This is a genomic window from Pseudoroseicyclus aestuarii (assembly GCF_003217255.1).
GTDB lineage: Bacteria > Pseudomonadota > Alphaproteobacteria > Rhodobacterales > Rhodobacteraceae > Pseudoroseicyclus > Pseudoroseicyclus aestuarii.
On record NZ_QJTE01000002.1, the window covers coordinates 715,877 to 733,758 of the forward strand.

Here is a 17,882-nt window from a genome sequence, read left to right on the forward strand (position 1 = left end):
CCGGAGCCCCGCCCAATGCCGCGCCTGCGCAGGCCTAGGCCGCCGGCAGCGCCTCGCGCCCATGCGGCGCCATCAGGTCCAGATCGGGTCCGATGGGCACGATCCGGTGCGGGTTAATCATGTCGTGGCTGTAGTGGTAATGCCGCGTGATGTGGTCGAAATGCACCGTCTCGGCGACGCCCGGCCATTGGTAGAGTTCGCGCGTATAGGCCCAGAGGCTCGGGTACTCGATCAGCTTGCGCCGGTTACACTTGAAGTGGCCGTGATAGACCATGTCGAAGCGGATCAGCGTGGTGAACAGCCGCCAGTCGGCCTCGGTCACGCGGTCCCCCATCAGGTAGCGCTGGCCCGACAGACGCTCTTCCAGCCAGTCGAGGCTGTCGAACAGCGGATGGACGGCCTCTTCGTAGGCCTCCTGAGTGGTGGCGAAGCCGGACTTGTAGACGCCGTTGTTCACGGTGTCGTAGATGCGCGCGTTCACCGGCTCGATCGCCTCGCGCAGATCCTCTGGCCAGAAGTCCTGGGTATCCCCGGTCACGCCGTCGAAGGCGGAATTGAGCATGCGGATGATCTCGGCGCTCTCGTTCGAGACGATGGTGCCGCGCTCCTTGTCCCAGAGGATCGGCACCGTCACGCGGCCCGACATCTCCGGCGCCGCCTTGAGGTAGACGTCGCGCAGGAAGGGCAGGTCGAACTGCCGGTCACCGGTGGTGCCGGGGAACGCGGTGTCGAAGGTCCAGCCCTCGCCCAGCATGTCGGGCGAGACGACGGAGACCTCGATGTGCTCCGTCAGCCCCTTGAGGGCGCGGAAGATCAGCGCGCGATGGGCCCAGGGGCAGGCATAGCTGACATAGAGATGGTAGCGCCCGCTCTCCGCCTTGAAGCCGCCCTCGCCCGAGGGGCCGGCACTGCCGTCGGCGGTGACCCAGTTGCGGAACTGCGTGGTGGTGCGCTTGAAGGCGCCGCCGTTGCTCTTGGTGTCGTACCAGCTGTCGTCCCAGACGCCGTTGATCAATTGGCCCATGTCGCTTTCCTCCTGGCTATGACGGGCCAAGTGGGGCGCGCAGGCCGTCGCGGCAATCTCAGATGCCGAACAGACGCTGTGCGACGCGCGGCAGAAAGCTGTTGAAGCGCAGCCGGGCGTCGGTCGCGGCAAGGCAGATGCAGGGCGGCCCCGGCTCTGCTGTGGGCGTATGTTCAAGCGCGGGATCCGCGACCTCGATGTCGCCGGGGCCGAAGCGGCTGACCTTGTCGCTGAAGGCGCCCGACAGGACCAGCGTCAGCTCTGTACCCCTGTGGCCGTGATCTGGCACCGCGACACCGCCGGGGATCCGCAGCAGGTAGGCGCTGCCGCCGCTTCTGGTGCGAATGGGCGCCTGCGCGACGCCGCCGCCGATCCGCCGCCAGCGGATGTCCGAAAAATTCGGCCCGATCCAGTCCGACAGCGGCTGCGGCAGCGCGTCGGGGCTAGGGCGCGGCGCCTGTTCCGGCTCTGCCGGCATGGCGTGGGCGCGGGCCAGCGTCCGGGCGAGGCTTCCCTCGGCGGGACGAGAGAGCCCGCCCTCCGGCGCGGCGTCGAGCAGGGCGCCGCCCAGCGCCTCGTGCGCGGCGGCGTCGGCGCGGCAAATGTCGCAAAAGGCCAGATGCGTGGCCACGGCGAGATCCAGCGCCTCGGGCAGGGCGCCGGCGGCATGGGCCATCAGAAGGGATTCGGTCGGGTGGTGCTTGGGTTGCGCGAAGCCGGTCATGACATCTCTTTTCTCAGGCGCTCCAGCGCCAGCCGCAGGCGGGACTTGATCGTGCCGAGCGGGATGCCGGTCTCGGCGGCGATCTGGCTATGCGTGAGCTCGCCGAAATAGGCCTGCTCGATCAGGTCGCGCTGGACCCGTGGCAGGCCAGAGAGGGCCTGCGCAAGCTGCGCCGTCTCCTCGCGCAGCGCGAGGACCTCGGCCTGCTCGGCCTCGGGCTCTGGTCCCCATGGCAGATCCTCGGGCTCGGGGCGGCGGGCGCGGCGAATGCCGTCGATCCGTCGGTTGCGGGCGATGGTGAAGATCCATGTCGCCACGCTGGCGCGCCCCGGCTGGTAGAGCGCCGCCTTGCGCCAGACCGTCGCCATGACGTCCTGCATCAGGTCCTCGGCGAGGTCTGCAGTGGCGCCGCCGCGGATCAGGAAACCTTTCACGCGGGGGGCGAAATGCGCGAAGAGCCGGGCGAAGGCCGCCTCGTCGGCCGTGTCCCGGATCGCGGCAAGCTCCTGCGTCCAGTCGGCGGCTGACATGCTCTGATGTTCGATGATCCGGTCTCCGATCCCTTGCCGTGGACCATAGGTCAGGCGGTCACCGGCGCCAAGGCGCGGCATGATCCGGGGCGTTTCCGGAATGGCGATTGTCATGGCCAGTGCAGTCATGGACAGGATACGCGGGTCTTTGCGGGCCGGATCACCTGCCCCTGTGAACCACGGGCGGGGTCCGTCCGTAGCACTGACCATGGGTTGCCGGGAGACGACATGACTATCACGCGCAGGCGGATCGCCGTCATCGGCTCGGGCATCTCGGGGCTGGGGGCGGCCTGGCTGCTTGGCCGGCAGCACGAGGTGACGCTGATCGAGGCCGAGGACAGGCTGGGCGGTCATGCCCGCACGCGGATGGCGGGCCCGCGCGGCGATCAGCCCGTGGATACCGGCTTCATCGTCTTCAACCGCGTCACATACCCGCACCTTTGCGCGCTTTTCGACGCGCTCGAGGTGCCGGTCGAGCCCGCCGGGATGAGCTTCGGCGCCTCGATCGGCGGCGGGCAGATCGAATACGGCCTCGCCGGCCTCGGCGCGCTGCTGGCGCAGCCGCGCAACATGGCCGATCCCCGGTTCCTGTGGATGCTGCGCGATATCCTGCGGTTCAACGCCATGGCCGCGAAAGCCGCCTCCGATCCCGCGATGACCACGGGCGAGCTGATCGCGCGGCTCGGCCTCGGGGCGCGGTTCCGCGATCACTACCTGCTGCCGCTGACCGGGGCGATCTGGTCGGCCCCGCTCGAGGGGATGCTCGAGTTTCCGGCGCAGGCGCTGATCCGGTTCCTGCAGAACCACGGGCTGATGAGCCTGCGCGGCCAGCACCAGTGGTACACCGTGACGGGCGGCAGCCGCAGCTACGTCGCCCGCCTCGAGGCGGCGCTGCGGGCGCAGGGCACGAGCATCCGCACCGGCTGCCCGGTTGCATCCGTCCGCCGCGGGCCGGGCGGCGCCGAGGTGACGATGCGCGGCGCGCGCGAAACCTTCGACGAGGTCGTCTTCGCCACCCATTCCGACGACACCCTGGCCCTGCTCTCCGATCCAACACCGCAGGAGCGGCGGGTGCTGGGCGCGATCCGCTACCGGCCCAACGACATGGTGCTGCATTCCGACCCTTCGGTGATGCCGCGGCGGCGGGCGGTCTGGTCGTCCTGGGTCTATTCGCAGGAGGGCGCGCAGAGCAGTCCGCGGATCGGCCTGACCTACTGGATGAACGCGCTCCAGCCCTGGCTGACGGAGCCGCTCTTCGTCACCCTCAACAGCCAGCGCCCGATCCGGCCCGAGCTGGTCTGGGACCGCGCCGTGCTGCGGCACCCGGTCTTCGACAGTGCCGCGCTTTCCGCGCAGCGCGAGGCGGCGGCGATGAACGGGCAGGGCGCGACCTGGTTCTGCGGCGCCTGGATGCGCTACGGTTTCCACGAGGACGGGCTGGCCAGCGCCCATGCTGTGGCCGATGGCATCGCCGCGCGCAGAGCCGCGGCGCCGCTGGCGGCGGAGTGACCGCCCCGCGCCTGCTTCGGGCCGTGACCTGGCATGGCCGGACCCCCGGCGCGGCGGAGGGGCCGGGGCGTCACGCCTTTCGCTACAGCGTCGATTACCTGCTGTTGGACCCCGAGGCCCGTTTGACCGGCCCGCGCCTTTTCGCCCGCAACCGTCCCGCGCCCGTCGCGCTGCATGACGCCGATCACGGCGGCCTGCCGGGGCAGGGGCAGGGGGCGCCCTGGGCGCGGGCGGTGCTGCGCGATCACGGTGCGCCCGCCGGGCTGCGGCTGGAGCTTCTGGCACAGCCGCGGGTCTGGGGCCATGTCTTCAACCCGGTCAGCTTTTGGCTGGCGCGCGACGGCGCAGGCGCCCTGCGCGCCGTGATCGCCGAGGTCACGAATACCTACGGCGACCGCCATTCCTACCTGTGCCGCCGGGACGGCTGGGCCGCGATCGGCCCCGGGGACCGGATCGAGGCCCGCAAGCTCCTGCATGTCTCGCCGTTCCAGCCGCTGGACGGGACCTATACCTTCGGCTTCGACATCACGCCCGGGCAGGTGCGGATCGTCATCGCCTATGCCCGCGCGGAGGGCGGCGGCATGACCGCCACGCTGGAGGGGCCGCTGAAGCCGCTGACCACCCGCCGCCTGGCCTGGTCGCTGCTGCGCCGCCCCTTCGGCTCGCGCCGGGTGCTGGCGCTGATCCACTGGCAGGCCCTGCGCCTGTGGCTTCGCGGGGCGCGCTTTCGCCCGCGCCCCGCGCCGCCGCGCGGGGAGGTCAGCGGAACGGGCCCCGGGGGAACCGGCTGACTAGCGCTAGGTTAGTCCCTGAAGCATCTTGAGGGGAGTGGGTCGTGCGCGACTGGACGGGCAAGCGGTACTGGATCGTCGGGGCGAGCGAGGGGCTGGGCCGCGCATTGGCCAAGCGCATCAGCGGCGCCGGCGCGCATGTCATCCTTTCGGCGCGCACCCGCGACCGCCTCGACGATCTGGCGGCAGAGCTGCGCGGCCCCTCGGAGATCCGCCCCGTCGATGTTGCCGACCGCGCCGCCGTCGAGGAGGTCGCGCGGGGCCTTGGCGAGATCGACGGCATGGTGTTCCTGGCCGGGCTCTATTGGCCGATGGCCGCGACCGACTGGGACGCCGCCCAGGCCGAGCAGATGGCCGACGTCAATTTCACCGGCGCGCTGCGCACCGTCGGTGCCGTTCTGCCGGGCATGCTGCGCCGGGGCTCTGGGCATATCGCGCTGACGGGGTCCATCGCGGGCTACAGGGGGCTGCCGGGGGCGATCGGCTACGGCGCCTCGAAGGCGGCGGTGATGTCGCTGGCCGAGAGCCTGCACTACGACCTGCGGCGCACGCCGGTCGAGGTGCAGCTGGTGAACCCGGGATTCGTGCGCACCCGGCTGACCGATAAGAACGATTTCGCCATGCCGGGCATCATGGATGCCGAGGAGGCGGCGCAGCTTTATTTCGAGCATTTGAATGCCGGCGGCTTCCAGCGCAGCTTTCCCCTGGCCATGGCCACTGCCCTGCGGGCCACGCGGCTGCTGCCCGAGGCCCTGTATCATCGTATTTTTCGGGGTCGCTGACCGATCCTCCAAGACGATTCAGGATTGTCAAGGGGGTGGAATGATGCCCTGAGCAGGCGTCGCGTTCAGTGGCGCGCAATGTAAACGTTTCTTGGCTCGGCGACCTCTCGCTTGCGTGAGTGTTGTAAAATTGACCACATCGCGCCGCATCGCTACGCCCCATGCGAACGGAAGCCTCGCCGCGGACGTTTGAAAGTCCAGATACGGGTCAGCGGCAGCTGGCAAGCAGCACCATTCGAAAGGGTACATAGAATGAAAGCCAAGAACATCTTCGTCCTCGCGACGATCTCCAGCTTCGTGGCCGGCGCGGCCATGGCTCAGTCCCCGGTCTTCTCGAACGAGGACCTCGCCGAGGACCAGATCGAAGACCTGCAGGACGATATCGAAGACGACTTCGAGCGTGAGACCTACACCTATGCCGCCGACGGTGGCATGCCGACCGGCTTCACCGGTTCGGTCGCCGGTCGCGCCACGCTGACCAACGGCAACACCGACAACCAGGACGCCGGTGTCGGCGCCTCCTTCGGCTACTATGACGGCCTGAACGGCCACAAGGTGCAGCTGAGCTACACCTACTCCGAAGTGAACAACAACACCTCCGACAACTCGCTCGTCGCCAGCTACGACTACACCCGCGACCTGACCCCGCAGGTCTATGGCTTCGTCAAGGCGATCGCGGTCTACGACGAGTTCGACAGCTACGAAGAAGACTACTTCGTCGGCGCCGGCCTCGGCTACCGCGTGTTCAGCTCGGCCGACGTGCAGTGGGCCGTGCAGGCTGGCCCCGGCTACCGCTGGACCAAGAACCAGAACGGCGACGAGGAAGAGGAAGCCGCGCTGAACGTCAGCTCCGACTTCTTCTACCGGATCAACGAGACCGTTGCGATGACCAACGACACCGAGATCCTGTACTCGGACAGCAACACCTACGTCACCAACGACTTCGGCGTGAACTACTCGATGACCGACGCCCTGGCCCTGCGTGCCAGCGTCCTGACCGAGTACAACACCGATCCGCTGCCGGGCTTCGACGACACCGACAACCAGTTCGGCCTGTCGGTCGTCTACAACTTCAACTGATCCCACGGATCGGCTGAGAGATCGGGGGGCAAGGGAAACCTTGCCCCCCTTTTTCGTGGCTAGAGCGCCTCTATCGCCCCGGCCACCGCGCGGCCTAGGCTACGCTGCGCCTCGGCGTCGAAATGCACGCCATCGACGGGGCTGACCTCGATCACGCTGCCCGCGTCGAGAAAGCCCGCGCCCCAGGTCGCGGCCAAGTCCCGCAGCAGCGGCGGAAGGGCCAGCGATGTCTCGCGTGCCCCGGCGAACTGCCGCGCGATGGGCCCCTGCTCGAGCACGGGCGGCGGGCAGATCAGCAGCACGCGAAAGCCGCCGTGCGCCTCCTGCACCATCACGTCATTGGCCATGGCCAGAAGCCCCGCGAGACCGGCGGCCACGCGCCTCGCATCGGCGCCGAACATCGCCTTCGTGTCGTTGGTGCCCAGCATGATCGCCAGCACGTCCACGGGCCGGTGGCTGGCCAGCGCGATGCGCAGGCCCATGCGGCCGTCCATGTGATCGCCCATCACCGGGTCGGGGAACTGCGCCGTGCGGCCGGGCAGCCCCTCCTCGATCACCTGCCAGCCCGCGCCGAGCGCGGCCTCGGCGGCCCGGGGCCAGCGGTCTTCGGGGGCGTGGCGCCGGGAGGATGTCAGGGTCTCCATTGGCATGGTGCCATGGGTGTTGCTGTCGCCGAAGCACAGAACGGTGCGGGTCATCGAGGCCTCCTCTCCTTGTCGCGGCAGGCTAGGCGCGCCGCGACGAAGGGTAAAGCTGCGGGCCCAGCTGCCCGGCCCCCTTGGCGCGGCGGCGCAGGCGTCACATATTGCGGCCAAGCCAAGGGACGAAAGGAACGCGCCATGTTCGGCATGAAGGACAGCCAGACCGCAGGGCAGGGCGCCCAGGCCCCCGCCGGCACCATCGTGGATGCCACCGACGCCACCTTCATGCAGGAGGTCATCGAAGCCTCGCAGAAGGTGCCGGTGATCGTCGATTTCTGGGCCACCTGGTGCGGCCCCTGCAAGACGCTCGGCCCGGCGCTCGAGGATGCGGTCGCCAAGCAGGGCGGCAAGGTCAAGCTGGTCAAGATCGACGTCGACGCCAACCAGGCCTATGCCGCGCAGCTTCAGGTGCAGTCGATCCCGACGGTCTATGCCTTCTTCCAGGGCCAGCCCGTCGATGCCTTCCAGGGTGCGCTGCCGCCGAGCCAGGTGCAGGAATTCGTGCAGAAGCTGGCCGCGATGAGCCCCGAGGCCGGGGCCGAGGACGAGGGCCTCGCGCAGGCCATCGAGGCGGCCGATCAGATGCTCGAAGAGGGCGATGCCGCCGGCGCCGCCGAGACCTTCGCCGCCGTCCTGCAGGAAGAGCCGGCCAATGCCGCCGCCTATGCCGGGCTGGTGAAGGCCTATCTCGCGCTGAACGACATCGACCAGGCCGAAGCGGTGCTGAACGGCGCCCCCGCCGAGATCGCCCATTCGCCGGAACTCGATGCCGCCCATGCCCAGATCGCGCTGGCGCGGCAGGCCGCTGGCGCCGGCCCCGTCGCCGATCTCGAGGCGCGGCTCGAGGCCGATCCCGCCGATCACCAGGCGCGCTACGACCTGGCCACCGCGCTGCATGCGCAGGGCAAGGTCGCCGAGGCCGTGGATCAGCTGCTGGAGCTGTTCCGCCGCGACCGCGACTGGAACGAGGGCGCCGCCAAGACGCAGCTCTTCACCATCTTCGACGCCCTGCCGGCGAAGGACCCTGTGGTGCAGTCCGGGCGGCGTCGCCTGTCCTCGATGATCTTCGCCTGAGCCGCGGGATGAGGGCCTGCCCCGCCGCACCGCGGCAGTTGCCTAAGCGGGGGGCAGGTCTATGTCAGATCGCATGGCGCCCCAGATAGATCTGCCCGACCACATTCCCCTGTTCCCGCTGCCGGGCGCGCTCCTGCTACCGCGGGCGAGGCTGCCGCTGCATATCTTCGAGCCGCGCTACCTGTGCATGGTGGACGACGTGCTCAAGACGCAGGATCGGCTGATCGGGATGATCCAGCCGCTGCCCGGCGACAAGGGCAGCGCCGGGCCGCTGCACCGCATCGGCTGCGCTGGCCGGCTGACCGGCCTGTCCGAGACCGAGGACGGTCGCTACATGATCACCCTTCTGGGGATCTCGCGGTTCCGCATCGCCAGCGAGAGCGAAGGCTTCACCCCCTACCGCCGGGCCGAGGCCTCTTGGGAGGGGTTCGATGCCGATCGCGGTCCGGAAGAGCACGATCCCGGTCTGGAGCGGGCGCGCTTCATGACCCTGCTCGAGAAGTTCTTCGACCAGCGCGGGCTCTCGACCGATTGGGACAGCCTGCGCGATGCCGACGACGAGATGCTGATCAACTCGCTGTCGATGCTGTGCCCCTTCTCGCCCGAGGATCGGCAGGCCCTGCTCGAGGCGCCCTCGCTCGTGACGCGGCGCGAGACGCTGGTGGCGCTGATCGAATACGGGCTGCGCGGCGGCGATGACGAAGGGATGATGCAATGACCGAACAGAAGACCGAGACCGCGCCGCAGGCCCAACCCTTCGAGCGGCACATGCTCGAGGCGCTGGTCTGCCCGCAAAGCCAGGGCCCGCTCAGCTACGACGCGGAGCGGCAGGAGCTGGTCAGCCGGGCCGCCGGCCTCGCCTATCCGATCCGCAGCGGCATCCCGGTGATGCTGGTCGACGAGGCCCGCCAGATCGAGGACTAGCGCATCAAGGGCGGCAGATCGCCCGAGATGCCCGCCGCCTCGCGGATCAGCGCGCGCCTGAGCGGCGGCAGCGAGGAGACCGCGCCGAGGCCGAGGTCGCGCAGCCCGCGCAGCAGCGCATTGTCGTTCGAAAACAGGCGATTGGTCAGATCCGTGGTCCCCGCCAACATCGCGGTATCGCTGCGGCGCCAGCGAGCATAACGCTCGAGCACCGGAAGCGCGCCAATGTCCTCGCCCCGGCGCCGCGCCTCTTCCAGCACGGCGGCAAGGGCCGCGACATCGCGCAGGCCCGCATTCAGCCCCTGTCCCGCGATCGGGTGCAGCCCGTGCGCCGCATCGCCCACCAGCGCCACGCGCGGCGCGGCGAAACTGTCGGCCAGCGAGAGCCCAAGCGGGTAGCCGAAGCGATCCCCCTCAAGCGAAATCTCTCCCAGAAAGCTGCCGAAGGCCGGGCGCAGCGCGTCAAGGAATGTCGCGTCGTCCATCGCCAGCAGCGCCTCGGCCCTCGGGCGGTGCTCGCTCCAGACGATGGAAGAGCGGTTGCCCTGCAGCGGCAGGATCGCCAGCGGCCCGCCGGGCATGAAGAACTGATGCGCCACGCCCTCGTGCGGGCGCTCGTGACGGACGGCGCAGACGATGGCGGTCTGCTCGTAATCCCAGCCGCCGCGCGTGATCCCGGCGCGGGTGGCGGTGCCGCTGCGGCGCCCGTCGCAGCCCACGATCAGCGCGCCGTCCAAACTGGTGCCACTGGCCAGCGTCACGCTGGCGCGCCCGGCGCGGACCTCCTGCGCGGTGACGGTCTGCGGCGCGTGGCGCGGGATGCCCGCCGCCTCGAGCGCCGCCGAGAGGGCAGGGCGCAGGTGCCGGTCCTCCACCATCCAGCCCGAGGGGCCTGCCAGATCCTCGACCTCGGAACTGTCGAACAGCAGGTAGAGCGGGGCGGCCCCTTCGCCGGCGCGGCCGTCCGAGACCTTGATCTCGACCATCGGCTGGGCGCCGCCCTCCAGCGCCTGCCATATCCCCAGCCGGCGCAGCATCCGCACCGAGGCGGCGGCCAGCGCATAGGCGCGCCCGTCGAAGCCCGGCGCCTCCTGCACGGCGGGGGGCTGCGCGTCGATCAGCACCGGGCGAAGCCCGGCCTGCCGCGCGGCGAGGGCGAGGACGGGGCCGGTCAGCCCGCCGCCGACGATCAGGATGTCGCTGCCTGTGCTCATGCCCTCCAGATAGGGCGCGGCGGGGCGAATTGTCCATGCGGCAGAGCGCATTGCCCACGGCGGCGCGCGCTCCTAGGGTGCCTTCGGACGGGGAAGGACGGGCTATGACCGATTGGCTGACACAGGGCGCGGCGGCGCTGGGGCGGGGCATCGCGGCCGGGCGGATCGATCCGCGCGATCTGGCGGAGGCCTTTCTCGCCGCGATCGAGGCGCATCCCGAGGCGGGGCGCATCTATGCCCGCACCACGCCCGAGCGTGCCCGCGCCGAGGCCGCCGCCGCCGCCGCCCGCGCGAAGGCTGGAACGCGGCGCGGCCCGCTCGACGGTGTGCCGGTCTCCTGGAAGGATCTTTTCGACACCGCCGGCACGGCGACGGAGGCGGGGACGCCGCTCATGCGCGGCCGCGTGCCCGAGCGCGACGCCGCGCTGCTGCGCCGCGCGACGGCGGCCGGCCTCGTCTGCCTCGGCAAGACGCATATGACCGAGATCGCCTTTTCCGGCCTGGGGCTGAACCCGATGACCGCGACCCCGCCCAATGCGCTGATCGACGGCGCGGTGCCCGGCGGCTCGTCCTCTGGGGCGGCGGCCTCTGTGGCCTTCGGGCTGGCGCCCGTCGCCGTGGGATCGGACACCGGCGGGTCGATCCGCGTGCCCTCGGTCTGGAACGGTCTCGTCGGGATCAAGCCGACGCATGGGCTGCTGCCGCTGGAGGGGGCGGTGCCGCTCTGCGACCGGTTCGACACCGCCGGGCCGCTGGCGCGCAGCCTTGCCGATGGCGCGGGCTTCCTCGCCTCCGTCGGCGGGCCGAACCCGGACCTGCGCGGCGCCAGCCTGAAGGGCGCGCGGCTGCTGGTCATGGAAACGGTGGTCATGGAAGACGTGGAGCCGCAGGTCGCCAGTGCCTTCGACAAGGCCCTCGCGGCGCTGGAGGCGGCGGGCGCGGTGATCCATCGCGCCGGCTTCGCCCCGCTGGAGCGCGCCTACGAGATGGCCGGCCCGCTTTATACCGCCGAGGCCTGGGCCTGGTGGCGCGGGCGGATCGAGGCCGATCCCGAGGCGATGTACCCGCCGATCCTGTCCCGCGTCTCCGCCGGGCGGGACGTTTCCGCCGCCGACTGGATTGCCGGCTGGGCCGAGCTTGGCGTGATGCGGCGCGACTGGGCGGCGATGGCCGCGGGCTATGATGCCGTGATCTGCCCCGGCGCCGCGCTGCTGCCGCCGCAGGCCGCGGCGGTGGAAAACGATGCAGAGCTGTTCCGCACCGCCAACCTCAAGACCCTGCGCAACACGCGGCTGGCGAACATGATGGGCCTTCCCTCCATCGCGCTGCCGGCGGGCGGGCGGGCCTGCGGTATCCTGCTGAACGGGGCCGCCGGGCAGGACGGGCAGCTCATGCGCCTCGCCGCGGCGGCAGAGCCCGTGCTGACCGAAACCCTGCCCTGACGGGGCGCCGATTCGGCGACCCGAAAGACACAGGCAAGAGGGCAGGGGGCCGCGAAAGGCCCCGGCTTCGCTGGACATGCGGACCTGCGCGGGGCACAGTCCGGGGCAAGCCGGGGCGCTCATGATCCCGGCATCGAGGCACAGCAGATGATGACCCCCGAGCGGTTCTCGGACCTACCGGATTACGCCTTTCCGCGGTTGCGGAGGCTCCTGGGCGATATCGCCCCGGGGGGAGAGCCGCTTGCCCTGACGATCGGCGAGCCGACGCATCCCTTTCCCGCCTTCGTGCCCGAGATCATCGCCGCCCAGTCCGCCGGCTTCGCACAGTACCCGCCCAACGACGGCACGCCCGAGCTTCAGGTGGCGATCACCGCCTGGATCGCGCGCCGCTACGGCGTGACGGTGACCGAGGATCGCATCCTGCCGCTGAACGGCACGCGCGAGGGCCTGTACAACGCCGCGATGGCGCTGTGCCCCGAGACGAAGGGCGGCAAGCGGCCCGTGGTGCTGATCCCGAACCCCTTCTACCAGGTCTATGCCGTGGCCGCCCTCTCGGTCGGGGCAGAGCCGGTCTATGTCCCCGCGACGGCGCAGACGGGCTTCCTGCCCGATTACGCCGCCCTGCCGGCCGAGGTTCTGGACCGTACCGCCATCGCCTATATCTGCTCGCCCTCGAACCCGCAGGGCGCGGTGGCCGGGCGGGACTACTGGCGCGATCTTCTCGCGCTGGCCGAGCGGCATGATTTCATCGTCTTCTCAGACGAGTGCTATTCCGAGATCTGGCACGAGACACCGCCCCCCGGCGCGCTGGAGGTTGCGGCCGAAGTCGGCGCCGATCCCGAGCGGGTGGTGGTCTTCAACTCGCTTTCGAAGCGGTCGAACCTGCCGGGCCTGCGCTCGGGCTTCGCCGCTGCGGGCCCCCGCTCCTCGGCCCTGCTGCGGCAGCTGCGCGCCTATGCCGGCGCGCCCCTGCCGCTGCCGCTGCAGCGCGCCGCCGAGGCTGTCTGGGCCGACGAGGCCCATGTCGAAGAGAGCCGCCGGCTCTACGCCGCCAAATACGCCCTCGCGCAGGAGGTGCTGGGCAACGTGCCGGGCTTTGCCCTGCCGCAGGGCGGCTTCTTCCTCTGGCTGCCGGTCGAGGACGGCGAGGCCGCGGCGCGGCAGCTTTTCCGCGAGACCGGGGTGCGGGCGCTTCCGGGCGCCTACCTCGGGCGGGAGGTGGACGGAACGAACCCCGGCGCGGGGTATCTGCGGGTCGCCATGGTGGCCCCGCAGGAGGCGCTCGCGCGGGGGCTCACGGCCCTGCGCGGCTGCCTGTACGATGTGACTTAGGGAAGGACGGCGATGGCCTATCAGACACGCGGACGCGAACCGCTGTTCGACAGCACCACACAGGCCGCCCTCGAGAAACGGGGCAAGGAACTGCTGGGGCTGGCGCTGCTGGCGCTGGCCATGGCGGCGGCGATGCTGCTGGGCAGCTATTCGGCCGAGGATCCGAACTGGATGCTCGCCTCGGATGCGCCGGTGCAGAACTGGCTCGGCCGGCCCGGCGCCTCCATCGCGCAGCCGGTGATGATGATCGTCGGGCGCGGCGCCTGGGCGGTGCCGCTGGTGCTGCTGGCCTGGGGCATCCGCATGCTGCTGCACCGGGGCGAGGATCGCGCCGTCTCGCGCGCCGTCTTCGCGCCCATCGCCGTGGCGCTGGCCTCTGTCTTCTTCGCGACGCTGGGCACCCCGTCGGACTGGCCGCACAGCTTCGGCCTTGGCGGGCTCTTCGGCGACACCGTCCTCGGCCTTCTGCTGACGCTGCTGCCCTTCGGCGTGGGCGTGACCACGGTGCTGCTGGGCCTCGTGCTGGCGGCGGTGGTGCTGCTGGCGCTGGCTTTCGTCTCGGGCTTCACCGCCGCCGAGATCGGGCTGGGGCTGCGGCTGGGCCTTCTGGGCCTCGTCATGGGCTACGACCTGCTGCTTCGGGCGCTGGGGCAGGGGGCGCAGGTCTCGATGAAGGCCGGGAGCGCGGCGCAGCTCCGCCTGTCGCAGCGGATGCAGGACAGCCGCGAGGCGCGCGCCGAACGCCGGGCCGCCGCGCCCACGGCCTATGCCGAGGCGCCCGAGGCGCAGCCCCGCACCCGTGCCCGCCGCAGCTACCAGCCCGAGGCGCTGGTCGACGATGGCGATTGGGAGGAGCCCGCGCCCGCCCCGCAGCCCGAGGCCCCCGCCGGCACGGCGCAGCGCATCGCCTCGATCCTGCGCCCGCGCAGCGCGCCGCAGGAGGCGCCCGAGGCCATGGCCGCGCCCCGGGCCGAGCCTGCGCCGCAGCGCCGGATGCCGCCCGCGATCGGCGGCGGCACCGTCGGCCGCCCGGTCGAGCGGACCCTCGCGGCCCCCGCCCGCGCGCCCGAGCCGGCGCCGCAGGGCGGCTTCCTCAGCCGGATGCCGCAGCTCCTGCGCCGCGACCAGGCCGCCATGCCCGAGCCCGAGCTTGTCGATGCGCCTGCCGCCGATTGGGACGAGGCGCCCGACGACGACCGCATCCGCGCGCGCATCACCGATGCCGTCCGCGCCCGCGCCAAGGGGCCGCAGGCCCCGGCGATGCGTGACGGCCGGATCGAGCCGGCGCTGACCCGTGGCTGCGGCCCGCGGCCCCTGCTCCTGAACCTCGCCCCGCGCCCCGCCCCGGCGGAGCCGCTGCTGCGCGAGACGCCGCCCCTGACCCGCGGCCCGGCCAGCACCGCCCCCTTCGCCGAGGTTGAGCCCGAGGAGATGGACCTGCCGGAGCCCGAGGCGCAGGATCCGCTGGACGAGATGGACGCCATGGACGCCATGGATGACGCCGGCTTCGACGCGGAGGAGGCCTTCCCCGAACCCTCCGCCCCCGCCGCGATGCCCGAAGCGCCCCGCGTCCAGCGCGAAGGCCCCCCCTCCCCTGCCGCCCCGGCGCCCCGCATCCCGGTGCCCGAGGCCCGGAAGGTCGTCCAGCACCCGCCGAAAAAGCCGCAGGCCCTCTCCAGCCGCGCCCAGGCCGAGGCGCAGCCCGACCTGCCGATGGCCGAGCGCGAGGAAGAGTACGAGCATCCGCCGCTGAACCTGCTGATGGATCCCGCCCGGATCGAGCGGCATCACCTGTCCGACGAGGCGCTGGAAGAAAACGCGCGCATGCTCGAATCCGTGCTCGACGACTACGGCGTGAAGGGAGAGATCGTCTCGGTCCGCCCCGGTCCCGTCGTCACCATGTACGAGCTCGAGCCGGCGCCGGGCCTCAAGGCGAGCCGCGTGATCGGCCTTGCCGATGACATCGCCCGCTCGATGTCGGCGCTCTCGGCGCGCGTCTCGACCGTGCCGGGCCGCTCGGTGATCGGGATCGAGCTTCCCAATGCCAGCCGCGAGATGGTCGTGCTGCGCGAGATCCTCGCCGCGCGCCAGTTCGGCGACGGCAAGGCGCAGCTGCCCCTCGCCCTGGGCAAGGACATCGGCGGAGAGCCGATCATCGCCAACCTCGCCAAGATGCCGCACCTGCTGATCGCGGGCACCACCGGCTCGGGCAAGTCGGTGGCGATCAACACGATGATCCTGAGCCTTCTCTACAAGCTCAAGCCCTCCGAGTGCCGGCTGATCATGATCGATCCCAAGATGCTGGAGCTCTCGGTCTACGACGGCATCCCGCACCTGCTCTCGCCGGTCGTCACCGATCCCAAGAAGGCGGTCGTCGCCCTCAAGTGGGTCGTCGGCGAGATGGAGGAACGCTACCGCAAGATGTCGAAGATGGGCGTGCGCAACATCGACGGCTACAACGGCAAGGTGAAGGACGCGCTCGAGCGGGGCGAGACCTTCGACCGCACCGTGCAGACCGGCTTCGACGAGGAGACGGGCGATCCGATCTACGAGACCGAGGAGATCACGCCCGAGAAGATGCCCTACATCGTCGTCATCGTCGACGAGATGGCCGACCTGATGATGGTCGCGGGCAAGGAGATCGAGGCCTGCATCCAGCGCCTCGCGCAGATGGCGCGGGCCTCGGGCATCCACCTCATCATGGCGACTCAGCGCCCCTCGGTCGATGTGATCACCGGCACGATCAAGGCGAACTTCCCGACCCGGATCAGCTTCCAGGTCACCTCCAAGATCGACAGCCGCACCATCCTGGGCGAGCAGGGGGCCGAGCAGCTTCTGGGCATGGGCGACATGCTCTACATGGCCGGCGGCAGCCGCATCACCCGCGTGCACGGCCCCTTCTGCTCGGACGAGGAGGTCGAGGAGATCGTCAGCTACCTGAAAAGCTTCGGCCCGCCGGAATACGTCGGCCAGGTCGTGCAGGGCCCCGACGACGACAGCGCCTCGGACATCGACGCGGTGCTCGGCCTCTCGGGCGGCGGCAGCTCCGGCGCCTCCTCGGCCTCGGGCGATTCGGAGGCCGCGCTCTACGACACCGCCGTCCATATCGTCGCCAAGGACCGCAAGTGCTCGACCTCCTACATCCAGCGCAAGCTGGGCATCGGCTACAACAAGGCCGCCCGCCTCGTGGAGCAGATGGAGGATCAGGGCGTCGTCAGCCCCGCCAACCACGTCGGCAAGCGCGAGGTGCTGGTGCCCGAGGTGCACCACTAGCTCGCGGTGCACTAGGCCGAGGCCCGGCGGAAATACATGAAGGGGCGGCACCGGTCCGGCGCCGCCCCTTCATGTTTCCGGAAATACTCCGGGGGTCCGGGGGCTGGCCCCCGGCGCTTCGGGCTTACTTGGACTTCGGGCTGTTGGCGCCGATGAACCAGGCATCCTTGTCGATCTGGCGGCTGACCTCGGTGAAGAGATCGGCGGTATCGTCGTCGCCCGCCTCGTCGGCGGCCTCGATCGCCTTGCGCACCACTTCGCCCACGCTCAGGAAACGGTCCTTGAGCGCCTCGACGTGCTCCTCGATGGCGGTGATCTCGGTCGGATAGGCCTCCATCTTGGCGCCTTCGGCGACCACCTCGGCGGTGCCCTTGGCAAGGCCGCCAAGGATCACGGCGCGCTCGGCGATGGTGTCGGTGCTCTCGCGCAGGCGCTCGGCAACGTCGTCGAGCAGCTCGTGCACGCCGATGAAGCCCTGGCCCTTGAGGTTCCAGTGGGCCTGCTTGACGGCAAGGGTGAGGGCGATGGTCTCGGAGAGGCTGGCGTTCAGAAGGTCCACCATCTTGTGGCGGGTCTGGGCGTCTTCTCCGCTGATGAATGCTTCGGGCATGGGTGTCTCCGTATCGGCTGGTAGGTCGGGGCAGGGACGCTCGGCGGCCCCGCTTCACCTGCACAAGAGCCTGCCCCCGCCGGCGGTTCCCGGCGCAGATTCACGTCGGTTATCGGCTGACATCGGCAGCGTGGCGGCACGTGAGGGCGGCGTTATCGCTTTTCGGTGGCGGCGGCGGCGCGATGACCCCATCTGACGCAGCAGGCCGCCGCATCAGGCGCAACCCGACCGACACGAACCAAGGAGCCGATCCATGACAGTATTCCCGGTGCGCGCCTCGCGCGCGATCCTCGCCGCCGCGCTGACGCTTGCGGCGCTGCCGGCGGCGGCGCAGCAGCTGTCGCTGGGGCAGATCTCGGGCTATCTCAACCAGCTTCAGACCGCGCAGAGCGGCTTCACCCAGATCAACGCCGACGGCACGCTGCAGACCGGCACGCTCTACATCAAGCGCCCCGGCCGCGTGCGCTTCGAGTATCAGGGGGACGAGTCGATGATGATCGCCGGTGGCGGGCAGGTCGCAGTCTTCGACGCCCGCTCGAACCAGCCGCCCGAGCGCTACCCCCTCAGCCAGACCCCGCTGAGCATCATCCTCGAGCGGAACGTCGATCTGTCGCGCTCGGGCATGGTCACGGGCCATAGCTCTGACGGGACGACGACCAGCGTCACGGCGCAGGATCCGGCCCATCCCGAATACGGCAATATCCGCATGGTCTTCACGGCCGATCCGGTCGAGCTGCGGCAATGGGTCGTCACCGACAACGGCGGCGGCGAGACGACGGTGGTTCTGAACGACATGACGACCGGTGTCGGCATCTCCGACCGTGAGTTCAACATCCGGGCCGAGATGAACGACTGGCAGAACTGATCCGGTG

The 17,882-nt window shown here is 70.4% G+C and carries 17 protein-coding genes; 11 read left to right on the forward strand and 6 right to left on the reverse strand.

Annotated elements, in window-relative coordinates:
* Positions 1–34: 34 nt before the first annotated feature.
* The 3 genes from DFP88_RS08285 to DFP88_RS08295 are packed head-to-tail and all read right to left on the reverse strand — an operon-like array spanning position 35 to position 2,278.
* On the reverse strand, positions 35–1,024 hold the full coding sequence (locus DFP88_RS08285) for a glutathione S-transferase family protein (RefSeq protein WP_110813953.1): 990 nt from the start codon (positions 1,022–1,024) through the stop codon (positions 35–37).
* 58 nt (positions 1,025–1,082) lie between these two features.
* Entirely contained in the window at positions 1,083–1,748 is a 666-nt protein-coding gene (locus DFP88_RS08290) for a ChrR family anti-sigma-E factor (RefSeq protein ID WP_110813954.1), read from the reverse strand.
* A complete protein-coding gene (locus DFP88_RS08295; protein WP_220032311.1) occupies positions 1,745–2,278 on the reverse strand; it encodes a sigma-70 family RNA polymerase sigma factor in 534 nt (177 codons plus the stop codon). The genes DFP88_RS08290 and DFP88_RS08295 overlap by 4 nt, the downstream gene beginning before the upstream one ends.
* Positions 2,279–2,506: 228 nt before the next feature.
* Here DFP88_RS08295 and DFP88_RS08300 point away from each other — a divergent pair, with 228 nt between their 5' ends.
* The 4 genes from DFP88_RS08300 to DFP88_RS08315 all read left to right on the forward strand — a co-directional run bounded on the left by DFP88_RS08300 (position 2,507) and on the right by DFP88_RS08315 (position 6,440).
* Positions 2,507–3,787, forward strand: a complete 1,281-nt coding sequence (locus DFP88_RS08300; protein WP_110813956.1) for an NAD(P)/FAD-dependent oxidoreductase — start codon at positions 2,507–2,509, stop codon at positions 3,785–3,787.
* A complete protein-coding gene (locus tag DFP88_RS08305) occupies positions 3,784–4,578 on the forward strand; it encodes a DUF1365 domain-containing protein (protein ID WP_110813957.1) in 795 nt (264 codons plus the stop codon). Before DFP88_RS08300 ends, DFP88_RS08305 begins: the two co-directional genes overlap by 4 nt.
* A 44-nt stretch (positions 4,579–4,622) precedes the next feature.
* Positions 4,623–5,360, forward strand: a complete 738-nt coding sequence (locus DFP88_RS08310) for an SDR family NAD(P)-dependent oxidoreductase (protein ID WP_110813958.1) — start codon at positions 4,623–4,625, stop codon at positions 5,358–5,360.
* A 252-nt stretch (positions 5,361–5,612) separates the two neighbouring features.
* Positions 5,613–6,440: a DUF481 domain-containing protein gene (locus tag DFP88_RS08315; protein ID WP_110813959.1), complete on the forward strand. Its 828-nt coding sequence runs from the start codon at positions 5,613–5,615 to the stop codon at positions 6,438–6,440.
* Positions 6,441–6,499: 59 nt separating this feature from the next.
* Here DFP88_RS08315 and DFP88_RS08320 read toward each other — a convergent pair whose 3' ends face one another.
* Positions 6,500–7,138, reverse strand: a complete 639-nt coding sequence (locus DFP88_RS08320; RefSeq protein ID WP_110813960.1) for an SGNH/GDSL hydrolase family protein — start codon at positions 7,136–7,138, stop codon at positions 6,500–6,502.
* 141 nt (positions 7,139–7,279) lie between these two features.
* Here DFP88_RS08320 and trxA point away from each other — a divergent pair, with 141 nt between their 5' ends.
* The 3 genes from trxA to DFP88_RS08335 all read left to right on the forward strand — a co-directional run bounded on the left by trxA (position 7,280) and on the right by DFP88_RS08335 (position 9,139).
* On the forward strand, positions 7,280–8,215 hold the full coding sequence (gene trxA / locus DFP88_RS08325; protein WP_110813961.1) for a thioredoxin: 936 nt from the start codon (positions 7,280–7,282) through the stop codon (positions 8,213–8,215).
* A gap of 73 nt (positions 8,216–8,288) precedes the next feature.
* Entirely contained in the window at positions 8,289–8,933 is a 645-nt protein-coding gene (locus DFP88_RS08330; protein ID WP_110813962.1) for an LON peptidase substrate-binding domain-containing protein, read from the forward strand.
* Positions 8,930–9,139: a Trm112 family protein gene (locus DFP88_RS08335; RefSeq protein ID WP_110813963.1), complete on the forward strand. Its 210-nt coding sequence runs from the start codon at positions 8,930–8,932 to the stop codon at positions 9,137–9,139. Before DFP88_RS08330 ends, DFP88_RS08335 begins: the two co-directional genes overlap by 4 nt.
* Here the strand turns inward: DFP88_RS08335 and DFP88_RS08340 are convergent.
* Entirely contained in the window at positions 9,136–10,353 is a 1,218-nt protein-coding gene (locus DFP88_RS08340; protein WP_110813964.1) for a UbiH/UbiF/VisC/COQ6 family ubiquinone biosynthesis hydroxylase, read from the reverse strand. The genes DFP88_RS08335 and DFP88_RS08340 overlap by 4 nt on opposite strands.
* Before the next feature lie 104 nt (positions 10,354–10,457).
* On the opposite strand from DFP88_RS08340, the gene DFP88_RS08345 reads away from it, so the two are divergent.
* The 3 genes from DFP88_RS08345 (at position 10,458) to DFP88_RS08355 (ending at position 16,400) form a co-directional block, all read left to right on the forward strand.
* On the forward strand, positions 10,458–11,795 hold the full coding sequence (locus tag DFP88_RS08345) for an amidase (RefSeq protein WP_110813965.1): 1,338 nt from the start codon (positions 10,458–10,460) through the stop codon (positions 11,793–11,795).
* Between the two features lie 147 nt (positions 11,796–11,942).
* Positions 11,943–13,127, forward strand: coding sequence for an aminotransferase class I/II-fold pyridoxal phosphate-dependent enzyme (locus tag DFP88_RS08350; protein WP_110813966.1), 1,185 nt, complete (start codon positions 11,943–11,945; stop codon positions 13,125–13,127).
* 12 nt (positions 13,128–13,139) lie between these two features.
* Positions 13,140–16,400 carry a DNA translocase FtsK gene (locus DFP88_RS08355; RefSeq protein ID WP_110813967.1) on the forward strand — a complete coding sequence of 1,087 codons (3,261 nt, stop codon included), beginning with the start codon at positions 13,140–13,142 and terminating at the stop codon, positions 16,398–16,400.
* A gap of 124 nt (positions 16,401–16,524) precedes the next feature.
* Here the strand turns inward: DFP88_RS08355 and dps are convergent, their stop codons facing one another.
* Entirely contained in the window at positions 16,525–17,010 is a 486-nt protein-coding gene (gene dps, locus DFP88_RS08360) for a DNA starvation/stationary phase protection protein Dps (RefSeq protein ID WP_110813968.1), read from the reverse strand.
* Between the two features lie 253 nt (positions 17,011–17,263).
* On the opposite strand from dps, the gene DFP88_RS08365 reads away from it, so the two are divergent.
* On the forward strand, positions 17,264–17,875 hold the full coding sequence (locus DFP88_RS08365) for a LolA family protein (protein WP_110813969.1): 612 nt from the start codon (positions 17,264–17,266) through the stop codon (positions 17,873–17,875).
* The last annotated feature ends 7 nt before the right edge of the window (positions 17,876–17,882 follow it).